Source organism: Sphingomonas sp. NFX23, assembly GCF_049887795.1.
Lineage (GTDB): Bacteria > Pseudomonadota > Alphaproteobacteria > Sphingomonadales > Sphingomonadaceae > Sphingomonas.
Genome location: NZ_JAGEKH010000002.1, coordinates 661,706 through 681,848, shown reverse-complemented (window position 1 = coordinate 681,848; position 20,143 = coordinate 661,706). Strand labels below are relative to the sequence as shown.

Below are 20,143 nucleotides of genomic sequence, written 5' to 3'. Positions count from 1 at the left end.
TTGCCAGACGGAGGGGGAGGTCGGTTGCGTGTCCTCCCCCTCCGTCGCTACGCGCCACCTCCCCCTGGCGGGGAAGGATCGAAAGCCGCAACCGGTTGACCTCAACAGCGACCGCGGCGAGACCGTGTTCATGACGACGCTCGCCTCCCATCGCCGCATCCTCGCCGCCAGCCTCGTCGGCACCGCGGTCGAGTTCTACGATTTCTACATCTACGCGACCGCCGCGGCACTGGTGTTCGGGCCGCTGTTCTTTTCGGGCCAGTCCGCGTCGGCGCAGTTGCTGCTGAGCTATGCCACCTTCGGATTGGCCTTCGTTGCACGCCCGGTCGGGGCGATCGTGTTCGGGCATTTCGGCGATCGGATCGGGCGTAAGTCCACCCTCGTTGCGTCGCTATTGTTGATGGGCGGATCGACCGTCGGGATCGCCTTCCTCCCCACCTATGCACAAGTCGGCTGGATCGCTCCGGCGCTGCTGTGCCTGATGCGCCTCGGGCAGGGGCTCGGGCTTGGCGGCGAATGGGGCGGGGCGGCGCTGCTGGCGGTCGAGAACGCGCCGCCGCACCGCAAGAACACCTGGGGCATGTTCCCGCCGCTCGGTGCCCCGGTGGGCTTCCTTGCCGCGAACGGGCTGTTCCTGATCATCGGTCTCGTGCTCGACGAGGCGCAGTTCATCGCCTGGGGCTGGCGGATCCCGTTCCTGCTCAGCGCGATCCTCGTCGGGCTCGGCCTGTGGGTGCGGCTCAAGCTGACCGAGACGCCCGCGTTCCTCGAAGCGGAAGCGACCGAAGCGCTCCCCAAGGTGCCGATCGCGACGCTTCTCACGCAGCATCTCCGCGCGACGCTGGCGGGCACGTTCGGGGTCATCGCATGCTTCGCCCTGTTCTATCTCGCGACCGCGTTCGCGCTTGGTTACGGCACCAAGACGCTCGGCTATTCGCGCGAGGCGTTCCTCGGCGTCGAACTCGTCGCGATCTGGTTCCTGGCAGGCGGCGTGATCGTCGCGAGCGTGCTCGCGGATCGGTATTCGGCAGCGCGCATGCTCGCGATCGGGTTTGCCGGGTGCATCGGCGTCGGCGCGCTGATGGGGCCGATGCTTGGGTCGGGATCGCTGTTCACCGTATGGCTGTGGCTGTCGGGCGCGCTGTTCGTGATGGGGTTCGCCTACGGCCCGCTCGGCGGTTGGTTGCCGAGCCTGTTCCCGGCGGGGGTGCGCTACACCGGCGTGTCGATGACGTTCAATCTTGGCGGCGTGCTTGGCGGTGCGCTGGCGCCGATCGTCGCGGAGGCGCTGGCGCCACATGGGCTGTGGCTGGTCGGAGGGTATCTGATGGCGGCCGGGGTGCTGAGCCTTGGCGGGCTGCTGATCCTCGGCCGCACGACCGAAAAGTAGAATGCTCTCCCGCCTTGGCGGGAGAGCATTCTTTTACGCGGACACTGGCCGCAAGAGCGTCAGCCGCGCCTTGCCGTGCACGCGTGTGGCGTCGACCTCGAAGCCGGCGAGTTCGACGACTTCGGCCTTTGCCGTCTCCAGGCTGATCCACGTCGCCGGTCCGACCCAACCCAGCCGCGACAATTTGTCGAGCGCGACCAGTCCGGCACCGGTGTTGTAGGGCGGATCCATCAGGATCACGTCGAGCGGCGCCGGCGCGGGCCCGAGCGCCATCACCGACGTCGCGCGGACGTCACCGCGGATTTCCAGCTTGGCGAGGTTCGACTTCAGCGCGTCGACCGCCAGCTCGTCCGATTCGACGAACATGCACGTCCCCGCGCCACGCGAGAGTGCCTCGATCCCCAGCGCGCCCGAGCCTGCGAACAGATCGGCAACCGCCAACCCCTCGAAGCTTCCGACGCGACTGGTCAGCATCGAGAACAAGGTCTCGCGCATCCGGTCGGCGGTGGGACGGGTGGTGTCACCCTTGGGCGCGGCGATCTGACGGCCGCGGTACAGTCCTGCGATGATCCGCATCAGCGCTTCCCTCCACGTGGTGCACGGGGCGGATGACCGCGCCCTCCCGACGGACCCTTGCCGGGTGCAGTAGGACGAGTGCCGCGTTCAGGCCGCGCCGGGCCCTCCGAACGCACGGGTCGTGGCTCGGCACCCGGACGCCCGCTGGCACTCCGCGCCGCGCGCTTGTCGAGCGAACTGCGCCCCCGCGAATCGTCCGCCTGCGGACGGAAGCCCCGCGGTTGCTCCTGACGCTGCGCCGTAGCACCAGCGCCGACTCGCGACGGCGCAGCGCGCTCCCGCGGTGGCTTGGCGGCGCGGAAATGCTTGATCTTGGGGCTCGTGCTCAGTTCCTCGCCGCGATCCGCACGCTCCTGCCGCACGTACGGCTTGGACGTCTCGCCACTCGTCGGCCGGGCGTGATGCGTCCCCGTCGGCCGAGCAGCATTCCGCACATCAGGCCGCGCCCAGGGATCGTTGACGTCGCCGCGCTGCATCGCCGCGGTCGGACGGATCCGCTCCGGACGGGCCGGTCGCGAAGGCCGATCGGTCGGTACCGCGCCGCTCGAAAAGCCCGAGCTTGCAGGCGCCGCATACGGACTACGAACCGGCGCACGCACGCCAGTAGCAGGCCGCGCGCTCGAAACCGGACGCGCACCCGGTGCAGGCCGTGCCGTCGGCGCAGGCCGCGGCGCGTTGCTGCCTCGCTGGCTGGACCGCGCGCCGATCCCGGCCCCCGCACCGGCACTCGCGCTGATCCCGATGTTCGCGCGCGCACCCGGACCCTCGGGTCGACCCTTGGCCAGTTCCTTCTGGAACGCGACGACGTCGTGCTGGAGCACTTCGCCGATCTGCCCTGGCGGCAGGTCGCCGAGCACGAACGGGCCGTAGCGCGTGCGGATCAGCCGCGAGACCTGCAACCCAAGATGCTCCAGCACGCGGCGGACTTCGCGGTTCTTGCCCTCGGTCAGGATCATTTCGATCCAGACGTTCGCGCCAGTGCGCCGCTCGATATTCGCGTTGATCGAGCCGTAGCGGACGCCTTCGATCTCGATACCCTCGATCAGTTCCTCGAGCTGCGGCTGCGTGATGTTGCCGTAAGCGCGCGCGCGATAGGCACGCTCGACCCCGGTCGCGGGCAGCTCGAGCTGGCGCTTGAGCCCACCATCTGTGGTCATCAGCAACAGCCCCTCGGTGTTGAGATCGAGGCGGCCGACCGGCACCAGCCGCGGCAGATCCTGCGGCAGGCGGTCGTAGATCGTCGTACGGCCGGCGGGATCGCGCTCGGTGACGAGCAGCCCGGTCGGCTTGTGATACAGGAACAGCCGCGCCGAACTCGGAGCCTCGACCGAGTCGCCATCGACCGTCACGCCGTTGAGGTTGCGCAGGATCGTCGCCGGCGTGTCGAGAATGCTGCCGTTGAGCGCGACGCGCCCCTCGGCGATCATCCGCTCGATATCGCGGCGCGAGGCGATCCCGGCGCGGGCGAGGAGCTTGGCGATACGGTCGCCCTTGATCGGTGCGGTCGGCGTTTCGGGGGAGGTTGCGGGCGCGTCGTTCGACGGGCTGGCAGTCGGGTTATCGTCTTTTGAAGTCGTCATGGCGCGGCTGATACTATGGATCGGCGCTCAGCGCGAAAATATTTGCGACCGTTCGTGCGGCGGTGCGTTAGAACTCGCGAGCGTAACGACCTTTCGTTCGCGTCCGGGGGCCTTTCGGCAATGTTGTTCGGGAAGAAGAAGCGGCAGATCGTCCGGCTTTTGGTGGTCGAGGACGAACCGCTGGTCGCGTTCGATACCGAATATTTCCTGACCGATGCGAAGTTCACGATCGTCGCGACGATCGACCGGGTCGCTGAGGCCTTGCCGATCCTGGCGAGCGACACGGTGATCGATCTGGTGCTGGTCGACGTGAACCTCGCAGACGGCTCCGGCATTGACGTCGCACGCGCGGCACAGGCCCGGGGCGTGCCGGTGATGTTCGTGACGGGAAGCTGCCCGGTCGAGGCGACCACGCTCGCCGCCGGCTGCATGGCCAAGCCCTATATGCCGCGCGACCTGATCGCGGCGATCGAAGCGATTGAGGCGATGCTCGGTGGCGGCAAGCCGACGCGCGTGCCGTCTGGCTTCACGTTGTTTCCGCGGACGGCGTGACGCTGTTCTGCTAACGTCTTCCCTCGCTCGGACAGCGCGCTATGGTTGGCGCATGTCCACCGATACCGTAGCCCCCGATCCTGTCGAACGCCGCTCCGTTCTGGCCACGCTCGCACCATATCTTCGGCCGAGGCCGATCGCCGCGTTGTTGCTCGGCATATCGAGCGGCTTTCCGCTTGCCCTGTTGCTCGGGACGATGGGCTATTGGCTCTCGAAGGTCGGTATCGACAAGAAGACGATCGGGTTCGCGATCGGCCTGACCACGCCGTACACGCTGAAGTTCCTGTGGGCGCCGTTCATCGACCGGTTCGAAATCCCGGTGCTGACCCGCCTGGTCGGACAGCGACGCGCGTGGCTGTTCGTGGTCCAGGCGCTGTTGTTCGGATCGGTCTGGATGCTCGGGTTCAGCGCGCCGCAGGAGCATCTCGGCGTCTTCGCGTTCTGGGCGATCGTCACCGCGTTCCTCGGCGCAACCCAGGACATCGTCATCGACGCCTATCGGATCGAGATCCTGCCCGAGGACGAACTCCCGCACGGCACTGCCAACAACCAGTTCGGCTACCGCCTCGGCAATCTGGCTGCAGGCGTCGGCACGATCGCGATCGCCTCGTCCGAAGGCCTCGGGCTAGGCTGGGCGCTGGGCTACGGCCTGACCGCGTTCTGCGTCATCCCCGGCGCGCTCGCCGCTCTTTGGGCCGGGCGAGGCCTTCACGATCGCGTGCTGGCCAAGCAGCCGCACGAGACCGGCGGGCGCTGGCTCGAAGATACCATCATCGGCCCGTTCCGCGAGTTCTTCCAGCGGCGCGGCGCAGTGCTCATCCTCCTGTTCGTGCTGATCTACAAGCTCGGCGACGCAATGGGGCAGGGGATGCTCAACCCGATGATCGTCGAGCTCGGGTTCAGTGACACCGAATTCATCGCGATCAACAAGTTGGTCGGGTTCTGGGGGCTGATCGTTGGCACCGCGCTCGGTGCACCGTTCATGGCGTGGCTCGGTCTCGGCCGCGCGCTGTTCGTCTCGGGTGTGCTGATGATGCTGAGCAACTTCACCTTCGTGATCCTCGCTTGGCACGGCCATTCGAACACGTGGCTGACGATCGCGGTGGCGACGGAGCAGGTGACCAGCGGGATCGGCCTGACCGTGTTCGTGACGTATCTCTCGGGTCTGTCGAACCTGGCCTACACAGCGACCCAGTTCGCGCTGCTGTCCTCGTTCGCCGCGGTCGGGCGGACGTGGCTAGCGGCCCCTGCCGGCTATGCGGCCACCGCGCTCGGGTGGCCGGGGTTCTGGATGCTGACGATGGTCGTCGCGATCCCCGGCCTCGTGCTGTTGTGGATCCTGTGGCGGCAAGGGTTCGTGGTCGAGAGCGTCCGGCGGGCGCGCGCAGACGAAACCCCGGACGCACCCGCCGCTATACCGTGATCGGGCGACCCTCGTCGGCGAAGGCGGCTGCGACAGCGGCGGCGCTGGCGAGGACGCCGTCGATGCGGCGGACGCCGAGCAGGTCGGCCATCAGATAGCGTGCGATCTCGGGCGCGGTCTCGACGCGCGCGAGCACCGACAGCATCGCCGATTCCGCCGGCGTCATCCGTGCGCAGCAGCACGGGGCGATCGCGATCGTACCCGCCGAGGTGCCGGCAAGGTCCGCCATCAGCGCCCTCAGCAGGACCAGCGGGCGACGGAAGCCTTGCCCAAACGCAGTGAACATCGTGTGCGAAGCGCGGGCATCGGCGAGCCCGTGTGCGCCCATGCGCCGCATCGCGAACAAGGCGATTCGCGCGTTTTCACAAGGCGGTAGCGCATGGGGCAGCAGCGAGGTCGCGCTGGCGATGGTCTGTGTCGAGGCGGCCGTCGAGTTGGTCGTCGAATTGGGGCGGGTATCGGTCATTCACGCGACTCCGTGGTGGTGACCACAACGTCGCGTGTTGGTTATTGATAGTCAATAGCAATAAGAGCTCAGTCCGGCGGTTGGTCGTTTGCGTCGAGCACTTCACCGGCAAGGTAGAGCGAACCTGCGATCAGCACGAGTTGCGGCTGGTCGGTTTGCGCGGCGATCGAAGCTAGCGCTTCACTGGGCGTGGCGGCTGTTCCTGCGGTCTTTCCGAACGATCGGGCGAGCATCGCGAGGGCCTCGGGCGCGTGATGTGCGTGGCCGGGGACGGGAATCGCGATAACGTGGCCGACCGAAGGCGACAGGATGCGGATCACGGCGTCCGCATCCTTGTTCGCGAGCATGCCCAGGATCAGCGTTACCGGGCGGCCCTTGGCGAGCGTCCTCAGCGCGCGCGCGACGGGTTGTGCGGCGTTGGGATTGTGTGCGCCGTCGAGCCACAGCTCGCTGCCGTCGGGCAATTGCGCGAGCAGCGGGCCATCCGACAATCGCTGCATGCGCGCGGGCCAGTGCGCCCAGTCCGCGGCGGCGCGCATCGCGGCTTCGGGAACGTGCAGCGCGCCCTGGTGACGAAGCATCGCGATCGCGAGCGCAAGGTTGCGCGACTGGTGCGCGCCGACGAGCCGGGGGCGGTTGGTGACGACCGAAAAGCCGGTATCCTCGTAGCGAACGGTCGAGCGTGCGGTCTCGCTCGTCCAGGCGGTGCCCCGGGCGAACACTGGAGCGCCGGCGGAATCGGCGACCGCGGCGATCTTCGCGCGGAGGGCCTTGGGATAGTCCATCGTGACGAGCGGCACACCGGACTTGGCGATGCCTGCTTTCTCGCCGGCGATTTCCAGCAGCGTGTCGCCGAGGAACGACTGGTGGTCGACGCCGAGCGCGGCGATGCCGGTGACGACGGGGTTGGGAATGACGTTGGTCGCATCGAGCCTGCCGCCGAGACCGACTTCGACGATCGTCGCGGCGGCGGGCGTGCGGGCGAAGGCGAGGAAGGCGGCGGCGGTGGTGACTTCGAAGAAGCTCGCCTGGAGGTCGGCGGCGTGGTCGAGCACTTCCGACAGCAAGGCGGCGAGCAGGTCGTCTTCGATCAGCGATCCGGCGAGGCGGATGCGTTCGTTGAAGCGGACGAGGTGCGGCGAGGAATAGACGTGGACGCTGTGGCCTGCGGCTTCGATCGCGGCGCGGAGGAAGGCGCAGGTCGAGCCCTTGCCGTTGGTGCCGGCGACGTGGAACACCGGGGGGAGATCGAGGTGCGGGTCGCCAAGGCGGCTCAGGAGTGCGGTGATGCGCTCCAGTCCGAGAATGTCCGCGCCTGGTGACAGCGCGGTCAATCGGTCGAGCTGCGCTTGCACTGCGGGGGACGAGGACGTCGCGTGGTCGGGCATTCTTCTAGGCTCCCTCTCCCCTCCGGGGAGAGGGCTGGGGTGAGGGGCAGTTCCGAGCGCCGCGTCTGTGGCTACCCTCACCCCGACCCTCTCCCCGGAGGGAGAGGGAGTAGAGATTACGCGGCCTCGCGCGCGCTGAGATACCCGATCACCGTACCGAGCTGCTCGCGCAGGTCCTTGCGGTGGACGACCATGTCGATCAGCCCATGCTCGAGATAATATTCGCTAGTCTGGAAATCCTCGGGCAGCTTCTCCCGAATCGTGCTCTCGATCACGCGGCGCCCGGTGAACGCCAGTGTCGCCTTCGGCTCCGCGATCTGCACGTCACCGAGCATCGCATACGCCGCCATCACGCCGCCCGAGGTCGGATCGGTGAGCACGACGATATACGGCAGGCCGGCGTCGTGGAGCATCTGGATCGCGACCGTGCTGCGCGGCATCTGCATCAGGCTGAGGATGCCCTCCTGCATGCGCGCGCCACCACTCGCGGTGAAGATCACATAGGGCACGCGGTCCTCGATCGCCGCCTCGACGCCGCGAACGAACGCCTCGCCGACGGCCAGGCCCATCGAGCCGCCCATGAAGCCGAAATCCTGCACGCCGACGACGACACGGTGGCCGTCGATCGCGCCGCGTGCGTTGATCAGCGCGTCCTGCTCGCTGTTGTCGGTCCGCGCCGCCTTGAGGCGATCGGTATACCGCTTCTGGTCGCGGAACTTGAGCGGATCCTCGGGCACTTTCGGTGCAGGGAGTTCGCTGCAGCTGCCCTCGTCGAACAACTGCGCAAAGCGGATCTTCGGCCCGATGCGGTCGTGGTGATCGCATTTCGGGCAGACGTACAGATTGTCCTCGAGCTCCTTGGTAAAAACCATCTGCCCGCAGCCCTTGCACTTGTGCCAGAGATTCTCGGGCGTCTCGCGCTTCGCGACGAAGGGCAGGACGTTGCGGACGCTGTTCAGCCAGCTCATGCGGATACTTTCCTTGCGCTCGCGACGGCGTCGGCGAGAGACTTGATATAGGCGCGGACCGGTTCGGCTGCAGCGGCACCGTGTTGCGCGACCAGTTCGACGATCGCCGAGCCGACGACGACGCCGTCGGCGACGCGGGCGACATTGGCCGCCTGCTCAGGCGTGCGGATGCCGAAGCCGACCGCGATCGGGATGTCGGTCTGTGCCTTGAGGCGAGCGACTGCGTCCTCGATCGAGGATTGCTGCGCCTGCTGGAGACCGGTGATGCCGGCGACCGACACGTAATACAGGAACCCGCTCGCACCGTCGAGCACGGTCGGCAGGCGGGCAGCGTCGGTTGTGGGCGTGGCGAGGCGGATCAGGTCGATCCCGACGGCACGCAACTGCGGACCGAGCGCATCGTCCTCTTCGGGCGGCACGTCGACGCAGATCACGCCGTCGACGCCAGCGTCGGCAGCCGCCTGCGCGAACCAGTTCGCGCCACGCCGGAGCATCGGGTTGCCATAGCCCATCAGCACCAGCGGCACGTCCGGATGCCGCGCGCGAAAGGCGGTGGCGGTGGCGAGGATGTCCGCGGTGCGGGTCCCTTGCGCGAGGCTGCGGATGTTCGCAGCCTGGATCGCCGGGCCGTCGGCCATCGGATCGGTGAACGGCATGCCGAGCTCGATCGCATCCGCCCCGCCCGCGACGAGCGCGTCGAGGATCGGGCCGGTGGCCTCAGTGGTGGGATCGCCCGCGGTCACGAACGCGACGAGCGCGGCACGGCCAGCGGCGGCGGTGCGCGCGAAAGTGGCGGCGAGGCGGCTCACAGCTCCCCTCCCGCTCGCGGGAGGGGGTGGGGGAGGGGCTGACATAGCCGCACAGTTAAGGTCTGAGGAGCGAACAGGCCCTCCCCCGACCCCTCCCGCAGGCGGGAGGGGAGCAGAAGTGCGATCATATCGCCACCCCGAGTGCTTCGGCCACGGTGAAGATGTCCTTGTCGCCACGGCCGCAGAGGTTGGCCAGGATGATCTGGTCCTGCCGCATCTCGCGGGCCTTCTTCGTCACCGTGGCGATCGCGTGGCTTGGCTCCAGCGCGGGGATGATGCCCTCGGTCCGGCACAGCAGCTGGAAGGCGTCGAGCGCCTCGGTGTCGGTCGCGCTGTCATACTGGACGCGGCCGATATCGCGGAGCCACGCATGCTCGGGGCCGATGCCGGGATAGTCGAGCCCGGCCGAGATCGAGTGCGCCTCGGTGATCTGGCCGTCCTCGTCCTGCAACAGGTAGGTCTTGTTGCCGTGGAGCACGCCCGGGAAGCCGCCCGCGAGGCTGGCGGCGTGTTGCTTGTCGAGCCCGTGGCCCGCTGCCTCGACGCCGAGCATCTGCACGTCGGCATCGTCGAGGAACGGATGGAACAGCCCGATGGCGTTCGAGCCGCCACCGATCGCCGCGACCAGCATGTCGGGGAGGCGACCGACGCGCGACAGCATCTGCGCGCGCGCCTCGGTGCCGATCACGCTCTGGAAATCGCGGACCATCTCGGGATACGGATGCGGACCGGCGGCGGTGCCGATGATGTAGAAGGTGTCGTGGACGTTGGCGACCCAGTCGCGCATGCCCTCGTTCATCGCATCCTTCAGCGTGTGCGCGCCGCTCGTCACGGGGCGGACTTCGGCGCCGAGCAGCTTCATGCGGAACACGTTGGGCGCCTGACGCTCGACGTCCTTGGCACCCATATAGATCACGCAAGGAAGGCCGAAGCGCGCGCAGACCGTAGCGGTCGCGACGCCGTGCTGGCCCGCGCCTGTTTCGGCGATGATCCGGGTCTTGCCCATCCGCATCGCCAGCAGGATCTGGCCGATGCAGTTGTTGATCTTGTGCGCGCCGGTGTGGTTCAGCTCGTCGCGCTTGAACCAGACTTGCGCGCCCATGCCCTCGGCGGCGGACTCGCGAAGTGCCTCGGTAAGGCGCTCGGCGTAGTAGAGCGGGCTGGGGCGGCCGACATAATGTTCGAGCAGGTCGTCGAACTGCGCCTTGAAGGCGGGGTCGGCCTTGGCCGCGCGGTACGCCTCGTCGAGTTCGAGGACGAGCGGCATCAGCGTCTCGGCGACATAGCGGCCGCCGAAGTCGCCGAAATGGCCGCGCTCGTCGGGCTGGGCGCGGTAGGAGTTGGGGGCGAGGGTAGGAGCGTTCATGCTGAGCGCTTTAGCACCTCGGTACGGTGCGCCAAGCCCTTGTATCCCCGTGAAGACGGGGATCCAGTCTGGGCACCCGCCTTCGCGGGTGAACAACTCAGGCGGCGACCGCCCTGAGGAACGCCGCAATCTTTGCTTCGTCCTTGGTGCCCGGTTCGTTTTCCACGCCTGAGGACACGTCGACCAGTTCCGCCCCTGTCCGACGAATGGCCTCTGCCACGTTCGCAGGATCGAGCCCGCCGGAGAGCGCCCAGGGCAGCGGATGCCGGAACCCGTCGAGCAAGTCCCAGTCGAACCGCAAGCCCATCCCGCCGGGCAACGCTGCCGAGTCCGGCGTCTTCGCGTCGTACAGGATGCGATCGGCGACTCCGACGAACCCGTGCGCCGCATCGAGATCGCCGCGCGTACGAACCGCGACCGCGACCCAGGTCTCGATCCCGAACTTCGCGCGGATCGCGGCGACGCGTGGCGGAGACACCTTGTGGAGTTGCAACACGTCGAGCGCCGCCGAGCCGACCGCCTGTTCGAGCATGTCGTCCTCGGGATCGACGAACACGCCGACCTTCGCGACGTGGCGCGGTACGCGTGCGGCGAGTTCGGCGGCTTTCGCAAACGTCACGTGGCGCGGGGACGCGGGGAAGAACACGAACCCGACATGGCTCGCCCCGTGCTTGATCGCGGCGTCGAGCGTGGCGGGGGTGGAGAGGCCGCAGATCTTGGCGGTGGTCATTCGCGTTCCTTGGGGGAGCAACCCGCCCCGTCATCCTGACGAAAGTCAGGATGACGGGGCGGGCTTATAGCGTCGCGCCGATCGCGCGGGCTGCGATGTCTGGGTCTTCGGCTTGGGTGATCGGGCGACCGACCACGAGGATCGAGGCGCCGGCGTTCATCGCCTGGCGCGGGGTTACGACGCGCTTCTGGTCGCCGATTTGGCCGTCGGGCAGGCGCACGCCGGGCACCACGAAGAACCCCTTCGGCCAGATCGCCTTGGCCGCCGCAACCTCTGCGCCGGAACACACGATCCCGTCGACCCCCGCCTCGCATGCGAGTTCGGTGAGCCGCGAAACCTGGTCGTGCGCGTTGCCAACGACGCCGGTCGCGGCGAGATCGGTCGCGTCGAGGCTGGTCAGCATCGTCACCGCGATCACCTTGGTGCCGAGCGGCGCTGCGGCCTTCGCGTCCTCCAGCATCGCCCGCCCGCCACTCGCATGCACGGTCAGGATCGCCGGCTTCAGCGCGCCCAACGCCTGCACCGCCTTGGCCACGGTGTTCGGGATGTCGTGGAGCTTCAGGTCGAGGAAGATCGGCAGGCCGAGTTCCGCCATCGCATGCACGCCGGACTGGCCGTGCGCGCAGAAGAATTCGAGCCCGAGCTTGATCCCGCCGACATGGTGGCGGACGCGCGTCGCCATCGTCTTGGCACGGGCGAGGTCGGGCGTGTCGAGTGCGACGTAGATCCGGTTGCTCACAGGAGCGACCCCGGCGGCGTAGCGGTCGGCGTGCCAATCGGCGCGATCGTTGCGGGAGTCTCGGCGGGCACGAACGCCACCGGTTCCGGCCGCGGCGTGCGCAGGTCCAGCAGCTCGCGCTCGCACGTCGACAGCCGCTGGCGCAGCCGCCACCGGATCGCATGATTGTAGAGCATCGTCGGCACGAACCCGATCAGGAACGTCACGAACAGCAGCAGCGGCAGGTTCACGTCCGCGATCAGCCCGCCCCAGAGCTGGATTTGGACGGCGTTCCAGTTGCTGATGGTGAAGACCGCGGCGATGAACGCCAGCAGGCACCAGAACAGGATTTTCAGGAACTGCATGCGGCGACCCTCTTTTGTGCTCCAATCGCGTCGAAACGCCCTCGGAAATGCAGAGCTACCGCCACATCGGCGTTTTGGCCAGCTTTAGCCGATTTCCGTCCGCAACTGCGCGATCAGCGGCAGGATCGCGGTGAGCCGTGGCTCCTCCTCGTCGAGGATCGCAAGGAACGCGGCGCGCTTGATCGCCGCGACGCGACCCGGCTTCATCCGCACGGTCGACGGCAGCGTCGAGACGGTGATGTCGATCATCCGCTCCGACCCGTGCAGCCGCCCCCAGAGATAGTCGTTCTCGCGGTAGGCACGGCTGAAGAACGCGCCGAACGTCCCGAACTGGATCCCCTTCAACGTCGCCTCGGCGCCGCCGGAGCGGATCGAGGTCGCATCGTCGGGCGCGATCCGGTCGACCTTGATCGGATCGAACTCGTCCAGCCCTTCGCCCTGCAGCAGCGGCAGCGTCGCGGTATCGAAATACGGAAAGCCGAGATACGCCAGCAACAGCGTGCGCCGCGTCGGCTTGGCGAGTGCGGCGAACGCCTCCGCCAGCCGCTGGTCGGTTTCTGCATCGAGGCGCTCCAGGTCGAACGTCCGGCCGAGCGTATCCAGCACCGCGGTCGAATCGCCGCGCATCGCTCGCACCGCATCGTGCAGCCCGGCATGCATCTCGGCGCGCAACCGATCGAGATACGGCGACAGTGATTCGTAGATCGCATCACGCATCGGCCCCAGTTCCGGCTCGTCGGCGGCGGTCTCAACTTCCGACAGGCGCCGCGCCATCAGCCGCAGCCGACGAATACGAAAGCCGATGTCGAACGTCCGCAGGAACGCGATCGACGCGGCACTTGCGCCGCCCGCATGCCCCGATCCGAGCTGATCCGCGCCCGAGGCTGCGACATGCGCGACGATCGCCGCCCGGATCTGTGCCAGCCGCTGCGGGCGGTGGTGCTCCCCGGCGTCGAACAACAGCAGCGCCAGCGTCTCGATCACCGCGCTGCGTTTCAGATGGCCGTACGCGACGAAGCCATAGCCCGAACTGACAGCGGCGGCCTTCTGCGCACGACGCCGCCACGCGATCAGCCGCGGCGCGGTCGGCCGGTCGAGGAACAGAGTGTGGCCGAACAGCGATTCGACGTCGGCCTCCACCTCGGGACGGATTGCAGTAAGGATCCCGCGCATCCGGTCGATCCGCGCCGAGCGTTCGGCGATCGCCTCGAGGTTGTCGCGGATCGGTTGCTGGCGGGGAATGTCGCTGATCGCGCCGATGATCGTCTGGAAGAAGCCGGGCGTCCCGCCGCCGCGGTTCAGCCGCAGCTTGATGTCGGGAGAGGGGTCTATGTAGATGAAGCGCCGGTCGATCTGGCGCCGCGCCGGCCGTTCCTTGAGCGCATCGAGCGCGGGCCGAAACGGCGCGTTGGCGAGCACTGAGCCGTCGATCAGCACCGCGCTCTCCGCCGCATTGGCCGCCGTATGACGCGGCAGCACGCGCGCGAGGAACGCGGGGCGCTCCGGCCAATGGATCGCGCGATCCTTCAGCACGCCGTCCAATTCGGCCACGGTAAACGGCGGGAACGCACCCGGAAAGCTCGACGTCGCGCGCGCCGCGAACGCCAGTTCCGCAGGTGGCGCGAGCGTGTCGCATGCGCCGCCATTGTCGGTGAAGTCGACCACCAGGCGATGCTCGGTTTCGACCACTTCGGCGGGTGAATTGAGTTGCAACCGCTCGGGGTGCCCGGAAAAGTCGGTGACCGTCACGAACAGGTCGAGCGGCTGGCCCGGCGGCAACAGGCGAGGCCCGCGTTCGCTTGCCGCCATTGCGTCGAACGCGTCGAGCAGCAGGTTGGTGAACGTCTTCCCGCCGAACGGCGGCTCGAACCAGCGCGAGCGGATGAAATGCGACAGCTTGGTCCGCACCTCTTCACGCGTCGGATCATCGAGCGCGTCGACCTTGTCGGTGCTCCGCCCCGCCGCCATCCACGCGAGCGGCATCGCCCACGCCTTAGAGAACCGCGATTTGGGTGCTGCCTCGGTATCGATCAGTGCCTCGACGTCCGCCGATGTCATCCACAGGTCGGTGAGCGGGTCTAGGCTTTGCCCGGTCGCGATCGCCTGCGCGAGGAAGATGCCGTTGATTCCGCCCGCGCTGGCGCCTGCGATGATGTCGGCGAGGACGCGGACGCGGATCGCGCCATGCGCCTCGATCTCCTGGAGCAGCGCGTGATACACGCCCTCGCTGCCGCCCTTCGGCGTGTCGCCGTCGTGGAAGGCGCGGCTGGCGCAGACGAGGCGCCAAATCTCCTTGGTGATGCCGTGCATGTAGACCGCAAGGCTGATCCCGCCATAGCAGACGAGCGCCAGTCGCAGTTCCTTCTCGCGCATTCTACATCCTCATGCCGACATGATCGCTCGGGCGTGATCGCTCGGGGTTTATCCGGTGGCGCCGGTTCGGTTCGTCGGTGTCGTTGGCTCCAGGATAGCCCAGATCGGCAGGTGATCCGAGGCTTTCCGCGCCGCCGGGCTCGCATGCACGCCGCACTCGACCACGTTCAAGTCCGACGACACCATGATCCGGTCGAGCCGAGCGACCGCGCGCCGCGAATGGAAACTCGCCCCGGTCTCCGCGAATGCATAGTCGCGGCCGAAATCGCGCAGGCAGCCGGCGCCCGCACTCCATTCGTTGAGATCGCCCATCATCACCGTCGGATGCGCCTGCGCGCAGGTATCGACATGGTTCATGATCGCGGCGGCCTGCTTGCGCCGCCACAGGCCGGACAGATCGAGATGCATGCCGAGCACGCGGAGCATGCCGCCCGCGAACTGGACATCGGCCATCACTGCACCGCGCGGTTCGAGCGAGGGAAGGTGGAGCGGTTCGCTATCGACCACGCGCGCTGACTTGCGGACGAGAATGACGTTGCCGTGCCAGCCCATGCTGAGCGCGCGCAGGCCGAAGTCGACCGGCTTCCAGTCGCTATGCTCCTCCAGCAGGTGATGCGGCAGCACGCAGGCCTTGGCCCCGAAACGCCTGTCCGCCTCCTGCAGCGCGATCACGTCCGCATCGATCTCGCGCAGTACCTCGACCACGCGTTCGGGATTGCGCCGACGGTCGAGCCCGATGCCCTTGTGGATATTGTAGCTGGCGACCTTGATCATGCGTGGGCCCTATAACGCGACGGGCGCGATCCGGGTTGCAGAATGACGGTGCGTGACATGCAAAAGGCACGGGCGGTCGATCTGGTGGAAGAATTACGTCTCCGCTCCTCCGTCGTGGAGCGGAGACCGACACCCGAGCGTTGTATGTCCAGATTGTGGGGGAATTGCTGGTGCGTCTTGGTTTGATCGGTGCATCGCTGCTGGCGATGACGTGTGCACTCTCGGCGTGCGAGGTGAAGACGACGACCGCCTCGAACACGCAGCAGCCCGCGGCGGCGGCGGCTCCGGCGGCTGCGTCGACCGGGTGGACCACCACCACCGCCGGGCAGTTGCGCAAGGCGATCGCGGCGCGCGGCGCTCACGGCCTCGACCGGATGAGCTTCGATGCGAGCGCGCAGCCCGGTGCAGGCGACGACGCGTTGACCAAGGCTGCGCTCGCATACGGCAAGGCGCTGTCGCAGGGCGCGACCGATCCGACCAAGTTGTTCGACGTCTACACCGTGCCGCGCCCGCAGGTCGATCTCGGCCGTGGCCTCGCTGCGGCGCTTCAGGCCGGCGACGTCGGCAAGTGGCTCGCCGGACTGGCGCCGCAGGACGAGAATTACGCGCGCCTATCGAAGGCCTATCTCGCGACGCCGAAATGGGAGCAGACGCCGGCGTCCGCGATTCCCGACACGGGCAAGCAGATTAAGCCGGGCGAAGCCGATCCGCGCGTGCCTGCGATCGCGCATCAGCTCGTCGTGTTCGATTATCTCGACAAGGCAGCGGCGCAGGGCGACCGCCTGACGCCGGCGATGATCCTCGCGATCAAGAAGATGCAGGCGGATTACGGGATCAAGCCCGACGGCATGATCGGCAGCGCGGCGCTCGGCATCCTCAATTTGTCCGATGCGGACCGCGCACGCGCGATCGCGATCAACATGGAGCGGCTCCGCTGGCTCGATCGCAACGCGCCGACGACGCGGATCGACGTCAATCTCGCGGCGGCCCGGCTGAGCTATTGGCGCGACGGCAAGCTGGTCGACAGCCGCAAGGTCGTGGTCGGCGAGCCCGACAAGGAAACGCCGCAACTCGGGTCGCCGATCTTCCGCCTCGTCGCCAATCCGACCTGGACGGTGCCGCGCTCGGTCGAGAAGAAGGAGATGGCGGGCAAGGGCGCCGGGTATCTGCGCGCCAACAACCTTGCGTGGAAGAACGGCTGGCTGGTCCAGCAGTCGGGGCCGAAGAACTCGCTCGGCCTCGTCAAGTTCGACATGTCCAACGAACACGCGATCTACCTGCACGACACGCCCGCAAAACAGCTGTTCGCCGAGATTCAGCGCCAACGTAGCCATGGCTGCGTCCGCGTCGAGGATGCGCTCGGGTTCGCCGAGCTGCTCGCGAAGGACGAGGGTGTGACCGATCAGTGGCATGCCGCCCGCGCGACCGGCAAGGAGACGTTCGTCAAGCTGCCCAAGGAGATACCGGTGCGTCTGTTGTACCAGACCGTGCTGTTCGACGACGCCGGCGAGCCCGTCATCCGCGCCGATCCCTATGGCTGGAACGACCGCGTCGCGGTCGCGCTGGGGCTTGGAACGAGTGCGAGCTACAAGCCGGCGGCGCGTGATGCGGATGTCGGGCCGTAACGGCTACTCTAACTCGTCCGTCGTTGAGTCATCCCCGCGCAGGCGGGGATCCATATTGGCTGACATCGGAAATTTCTCGCAAAGCCAGCCAGTATGGGTTCCCGCCTTCGCGGGAATGACGGTGGGTAGTGAGCTACCCCTGAAGCGTCGTCGTCGAAGGATAATGCTTGTCAAGATGGCGCTTGATGATCCGCAAGTTGCGCGTGTTCGAGCGGAAGAAGAAGTCGGGAATCGCGCCGACGAACGGGATCATCCCGAACGCCCAGTCGATCCCGACATTGCCGAACATCCGCGCCATCTGAATCTTCGACATGCCGATGTTGCGCGCTTCCCAAGCCATCCACGCGCCCACTGCCGCCGCGATCGTGCTGCCGGCGAACGGGATGAGGTCCAGCACGACGTCCATGCCGACCTTGCGGTTGGTGCCGGGGATGACGAACAATCCCTCCATCACGCGCTCCATCGCCTCGACCCGGCGGCGCACCGACAGCGCGTCCTTGCCGAGCGGCAGCGTCTGGAAGATCTCGCCGGGGGCGATGCGGGTGGTGCGCGGGTTCATCGACCCTAGTTGGTATCGGCGCGCAACCGGTTCAACGGGTGCCACGCGCGGGTGTTCGCCTGCCACTGGCTGAGGCGTGTGGAGACCAGCGACCAACGCAAGGGCCGCGCCAGCGGGATGAACGCCACGTCCTCGTTCATCGCGGCATCGGCGGCCGCGATCCTGGCGCCGCGTTCGGCCAACGTCGGCGCCTCGCGTGCCGCCTCCAGCGCCGTTCGCGCCGCATCGCCGCACGCGACGCAGGCCGCCGCCAAATACCAGCGCGCGCTGTCATAGGGCGCGACCGCATCGACCAGCTTCAGTTCGGCCGCGTCGTCGATCCCGACTCGCCGGGGGACGATCCCGATCGCCATCAGCGACGCCGCGACCTGCGCATATAGCAATGTCGCCCCCGGCCCGGTGGGCAGCGCGACCCGCAGTTCGATCGGTCCCGGAATCTGCTGTTTCCAGCCTGCGACCCTCTGGCGCGCGGCGGCGCGACGTTCGTCCTGCGTCAACAGCGTCCATGCCGGCACCTGTGGCAGCGAGGCGGAATCGAGAATATCGGGCAGGATACGGTCCGCCGGGTCCCAGTTCGGCGCGACCGCCGCCGTCACCGCCGATCGATCGATCGCCTGCGACACGGCGGCGCGGTTGGCGGCATCGGCCAGGAACCCGTCGCGCCGGACGATCGCCAGTCCGAACAGCCCCACCGCCGGATCGACGCGGATGTTCGCCGGCGCGATACTGGTCATCGCGAGCAACGGCCAGTCGACGAAGCTGCCCCCGCTCACCAGATCGGAGTCGCGATTGGCGAACCGCGCGATCGCGCGCGCCGCACGCTCGCCGATCAGCCGAACGTCCTCCTGCGGCTTTGCCTCGCGCTGGTCGTCGGGATCGGCTTGGCCGGGATCGAACGCCGGGCGCAGCAACGGTGCACGACCGCGATGTGCCACGCGGAACGGTCCGGTCCCGCCGGTCGGACGCAGCCGCAGCAGCGCGAGTTCGGGTTGCGCGAACAGCTTCAGCAGGTCGGGGCGGGGCCGTGACAGCCGCACCTCGATCACCTGCGGGGTCATCACGACGATCTCGTCGATCGCGGTCAGGAAGGGGGCGAGCGGATTGCGTGCGCCCGCCGCCGCCCGTGCGGTATCGGGGCCGCCGATCTGTCGCCGGAGCATCGTCACCACCTGCTCGGCGGTGACTGGCGTACCGTCGCCCCAGTCGCCCTCGCGCAGGCGGAAGATGTAGCTCATCCCGCCGTCGATCACGATCCAGCGCTCGGCGATTCCCGGCTCGATCTGCCCCGCGGCATCGAACCGCACCAGCCCCTGCGCGGTCGAATCCATCAGCAGGCGGGCAGGGGTGTCGAGTGCGACGCGGCTGGCATCGGCGACGTGCGGGACCCCGCCGATCGCGCTGACCACCACTGCGCCGGTATCCGGCCGCCGATCGCACGCGGCGAGCACCCCGCACCCGGCGAATAGCGCGACGCTCGCCGTAAGCCGCAAGCGTCGTCTGCGTTTAGCGCCCGGTCGCAAACCGGGTCGACCGCCTGAATCCGATCGCAGCACAAGAATCTGGTGGATCGTCGACGTCAGCATCGTCGACGGTGTAGGCCCGGACGTCCCGCGGGGCAACGCAGAGGGCACCGCGTACCACCCGATAAACGCCTCGCAACGTTACCGGCCGCCTCGAAATGCGAAGGTGAAGCGATAGGCGCTATCCTTTGCGGGACGAGCATCCACTCGCCGCACCGGGCTGGCCGCGACCAAGGTCAGCGCGCCGTCCGCGACGTTGACGGGGATGCCGAGCGTCAGATCGATCTGCCTGGACCAGCCGCCACCCATGACGGTCGCGCGCACCACGAGCCGCCCCGCCCAGACGCACTGCACATCGACGGGGCAGCGACTGTCTTCGATGACCCGGTCCGCGCGCACCTTCGGTCCGTCGACGAACGCGGTCTGCCCAAGCGCTATCGGACCTTCGACCGGGACATGCGCCGTACAACCCGTGATGAACGTCCCGGCCAATGCCAGGATTGCCGCCAGCAGCCAGGCTCCACGCTCAACCACAGGACGCGGAGACCACCCGGCCGTCCGCGACGATGACGGTCACGCGCTCCTGCCGGTAATCGCGCGTCATCGGATCGCCGGGTGCGAGCCGACGGACCACGGCGCTCCCCGTCCGGCGAAGAATATCCGTGTCGCTAGGCGCGCTCTGCCCGACGAGCGCCGCGGCGGCATCGGGGCGGCATAGTCCAGTCGTCGCCCGGTCGTTCGTGCCGGTCGAGGCGCAGGCTCCGAGGCACGCCAGCCCCAGCATCGACACCAGCATGCTTCCCTTGATCGTCGTCATCGTCACATCCCCGTCACCGTAAGCCGCGCCCTGATTAGCGAGCCGAACATGAACGGTAGACGGTGCCGACGACGGATAGCCTTGAGCGAACGGGCGGGCGGCGTAACCCGATATCCAGTGCAACGGCGTGCAAGGCCGACCGTC

At 67.8% G+C, this 20,143-nt stretch carries 20 protein-coding genes; 4 read left to right on the top strand and 16 right to left on the bottom strand.

From position 1 onward, the window contains the following. Positions 1–130 precede the first annotated feature (130 nt). Entirely contained in the window at positions 131–1,390 is a 1,260-nt protein-coding gene (locus J4O76_RS07115; RefSeq protein ID WP_426281115.1) for an MFS transporter, read from the top strand. A gap of 33 nt (positions 1,391–1,423) precedes the next feature. Here J4O76_RS07115 and rsmD read toward each other — a convergent pair whose 3' ends face one another. Both rsmD and J4O76_RS07105 read right to left on the bottom strand, forming a co-directional pair. Next, positions 1,424–1,966 carry a 16S rRNA (guanine(966)-N(2))-methyltransferase RsmD gene (rsmD, locus tag J4O76_RS07110; protein ID WP_426281043.1) on the bottom strand — a complete coding sequence of 181 codons (543 nt, stop codon included), beginning with the start codon at positions 1,964–1,966 and terminating at the stop codon, positions 1,424–1,426. Beyond that, positions 1,966–3,546, bottom strand: a complete 1,581-nt coding sequence (locus J4O76_RS07105; RefSeq protein ID WP_426281042.1) for a pseudouridine synthase — start codon at positions 3,544–3,546, stop codon at positions 1,966–1,968. Before J4O76_RS07105 ends, rsmD begins: the two co-directional genes overlap by 1 nt. A gap of 120 nt (positions 3,547–3,666) precedes the next feature. On the opposite strand from J4O76_RS07105, the gene J4O76_RS07100 reads away from it, so the two are divergent. After that, positions 3,667–4,098, top strand: a complete 432-nt coding sequence (locus tag J4O76_RS07100; protein WP_056060487.1) for a response regulator — start codon at positions 3,667–3,669, stop codon at positions 4,096–4,098. A gap of 52 nt (positions 4,099–4,150) precedes the next feature. Next, complete coding sequence (locus tag J4O76_RS07095) at positions 4,151–5,521, top strand: AmpG family muropeptide MFS transporter (protein WP_426281041.1); 1,371 nt, start codon at positions 4,151–4,153, stop codon at positions 5,519–5,521. Here J4O76_RS07095 and J4O76_RS07090 read toward each other — a convergent pair. The 10 genes from J4O76_RS07090 to J4O76_RS07045 form a co-directional block, all read right to left on the bottom strand. Continuing rightward, on the bottom strand, positions 5,511–5,987 hold the full coding sequence (locus tag J4O76_RS07090; protein WP_244186687.1) for a DUF6628 family protein: 477 nt from the start codon (positions 5,985–5,987) through the stop codon (positions 5,511–5,513). The two genes, J4O76_RS07095 and J4O76_RS07090, sit on opposite strands and share 11 nt — an antisense overlap. 68 nt (positions 5,988–6,055) lie before the next feature. Then, positions 6,056–7,375, bottom strand: a complete 1,320-nt coding sequence (locus J4O76_RS07085) for a bifunctional folylpolyglutamate synthase/dihydrofolate synthase (protein WP_426281040.1) — start codon at positions 7,373–7,375, stop codon at positions 6,056–6,058. Positions 7,376–7,491: 116 nt separating this feature from the next. Continuing rightward, entirely contained in the window at positions 7,492–8,343 is an 852-nt protein-coding gene (accD, locus tag J4O76_RS07080) for an acetyl-CoA carboxylase, carboxyltransferase subunit beta (protein WP_056060473.1), read from the bottom strand. Then, positions 8,340–9,152 carry a tryptophan synthase subunit alpha gene (gene trpA, locus J4O76_RS07075; protein ID WP_426281038.1) on the bottom strand — a complete coding sequence of 271 codons (813 nt, stop codon included), beginning with the start codon at positions 9,150–9,152 and terminating at the stop codon, positions 8,340–8,342. The genes accD and trpA overlap by 4 nt, the downstream gene beginning before the upstream one ends. Positions 9,153–9,276: 124 nt before the next feature. Further along, positions 9,277–10,518, bottom strand: coding sequence for a tryptophan synthase subunit beta (gene trpB, locus J4O76_RS07070; RefSeq protein WP_426281037.1), 1,242 nt, complete (start codon positions 10,516–10,518; stop codon positions 9,277–9,279). Between the two features lie 97 nt (positions 10,519–10,615). After that, positions 10,616–11,248 (bottom strand): phosphoribosylanthranilate isomerase, encoded by a 633-nt coding sequence (locus J4O76_RS07065; protein ID WP_426281036.1) that lies wholly within the window; start codon positions 11,246–11,248, stop codon positions 10,616–10,618. A gap of 64 nt (positions 11,249–11,312) precedes the next feature. Further along, positions 11,313–11,987: an orotidine-5'-phosphate decarboxylase gene (pyrF, locus tag J4O76_RS07060; RefSeq protein WP_426281035.1), complete on the bottom strand. Its 675-nt coding sequence runs from the start codon at positions 11,985–11,987 to the stop codon at positions 11,313–11,315. Beyond that, on the bottom strand, positions 11,984–12,331 hold the full coding sequence (locus J4O76_RS07055; RefSeq protein ID WP_426281033.1) for a hypothetical protein: 348 nt from the start codon (positions 12,329–12,331) through the stop codon (positions 11,984–11,986). The genes pyrF and J4O76_RS07055 overlap by 4 nt, the downstream gene beginning before the upstream one ends. 84 nt (positions 12,332–12,415) lie before the next feature. Beyond that, entirely contained in the window at positions 12,416–14,704 is a 2,289-nt protein-coding gene (locus tag J4O76_RS07050; protein WP_426281032.1) for a patatin-like protein, read from the bottom strand. A 48-nt stretch (positions 14,705–14,752) separates the two neighbouring features. Continuing rightward, positions 14,753–15,478, bottom strand: coding sequence for an endonuclease/exonuclease/phosphatase family protein (locus tag J4O76_RS07045; protein WP_056486827.1), 726 nt, complete (start codon positions 15,476–15,478; stop codon positions 14,753–14,755). A 170-nt stretch (positions 15,479–15,648) separates the two neighbouring features. Here J4O76_RS07045 and J4O76_RS07040 point away from each other — a divergent pair, with 170 nt between their 5' ends. Beyond that, the gene (locus J4O76_RS07040) at positions 15,649–17,103 is read left to right on the top strand and encodes a L,D-transpeptidase family protein (protein WP_426281030.1); all 1,455 of its coding nucleotides are present in this window, start codon (positions 15,649–15,651) and stop codon (positions 17,101–17,103) included. 133 nt (positions 17,104–17,236) lie between these two features. Here the strand turns inward: J4O76_RS07040 and J4O76_RS07035 are convergent, their stop codons facing one another. From J4O76_RS07035 to J4O76_RS07020, 4 genes are all read right to left on the bottom strand, one after another. Beyond that, positions 17,237–17,662: a DUF4112 domain-containing protein gene (locus J4O76_RS07035; RefSeq protein WP_056060449.1), complete on the bottom strand. Its 426-nt coding sequence runs from the start codon at positions 17,660–17,662 to the stop codon at positions 17,237–17,239. A 5-nt stretch (positions 17,663–17,667) separates the two neighbouring features. After that, complete coding sequence (locus J4O76_RS07030; protein WP_426281029.1) at positions 17,668–19,152, bottom strand: ABC transporter substrate-binding protein; 1,485 nt, start codon at positions 19,150–19,152, stop codon at positions 17,668–17,670. 171 nt (positions 19,153–19,323) lie between these two features. Continuing rightward, complete coding sequence (locus J4O76_RS07025; protein WP_426281028.1) at positions 19,324–19,716, bottom strand: hypothetical protein; 393 nt, start codon at positions 19,714–19,716, stop codon at positions 19,324–19,326. Continuing rightward, positions 19,709–19,999: an I78 family peptidase inhibitor gene (locus tag J4O76_RS07020; protein WP_426281027.1), complete on the bottom strand. Its 291-nt coding sequence runs from the start codon at positions 19,997–19,999 to the stop codon at positions 19,709–19,711. Before J4O76_RS07020 ends, J4O76_RS07025 begins: the two co-directional genes overlap by 8 nt. Between the last annotated feature and the right edge of the window lie 144 nt (positions 20,000–20,143).

Coding starts and splice junctions, on each gene's coding strand:
- J4O76_RS07115 (WP_426281115.1), top strand. CDS start 131: ATGACGACGCTCGCCTCCCATCGCCGCATCCTCGCCGCCAGCCTCGTC.
- rsmD (WP_426281043.1), bottom strand. CDS start 1,966: ATGCGGATCATCGCAGGACTGTACCGCGGCCGTCAGATCGCCGCGCCC.
- J4O76_RS07105 (WP_426281042.1), bottom strand. CDS start 3,546: ATGACGACTTCAAAAGACGATAACCCGACTGCCAGCCCGTCGAACGAC.
- J4O76_RS07100 (WP_056060487.1), top strand. CDS start 3,667: ATGTTGTTCGGGAAGAAGAAGCGGCAGATCGTCCGGCTTTTGGTGGTC.
- J4O76_RS07095 (WP_426281041.1), top strand. CDS start 4,151: ATGTCCACCGATACCGTAGCCCCCGATCCTGTCGAACGCCGCTCCGTT.
- J4O76_RS07090 (WP_244186687.1), bottom strand. CDS start 5,987: ATGACCGATACCCGCCCCAATTCGACGACCAACTCGACGGCCGCCTCG.
- J4O76_RS07085 (WP_426281040.1), bottom strand. CDS start 7,375: ATGCCCGACCACGCGACGTCCTCGTCCCCCGCAGTGCAAGCGCAGCTC.
- accD (WP_056060473.1), bottom strand. CDS start 8,343: ATGAGCTGGCTGAACAGCGTCCGCAACGTCCTGCCCTTCGTCGCGAAG.
- trpB (WP_426281037.1), bottom strand. CDS start 10,518: ATGAACGCTCCTACCCTCGCCCCCAACTCCTACCGCGCCCAGCCCGAC.
- J4O76_RS07065 (WP_426281036.1), bottom strand. CDS start 11,248: ATGACCACCGCCAAGATCTGCGGCCTCTCCACCCCCGCCACGCTCGAC.
- J4O76_RS07055 (WP_426281033.1), bottom strand. CDS start 12,331: ATGCAGTTCCTGAAAATCCTGTTCTGGTGCCTGCTGGCGTTCATCGCC.
- J4O76_RS07050 (WP_426281032.1), bottom strand. CDS start 14,704: ATGCGCGAGAAGGAACTGCGACTGGCGCTCGTCTGCTATGGCGGGATC.
- J4O76_RS07045 (WP_056486827.1), bottom strand. CDS start 15,478: ATGATCAAGGTCGCCAGCTACAATATCCACAAGGGCATCGGGCTCGAC.
- J4O76_RS07035 (WP_056060449.1), bottom strand. CDS start 17,662: ATGAACCCGCGCACCACCCGCATCGCCCCCGGCGAGATCTTCCAGACG.
- J4O76_RS07020 (WP_426281027.1), bottom strand. CDS start 19,999: ATGACGACGATCAAGGGAAGCATGCTGGTGTCGATGCTGGGGCTGGCG.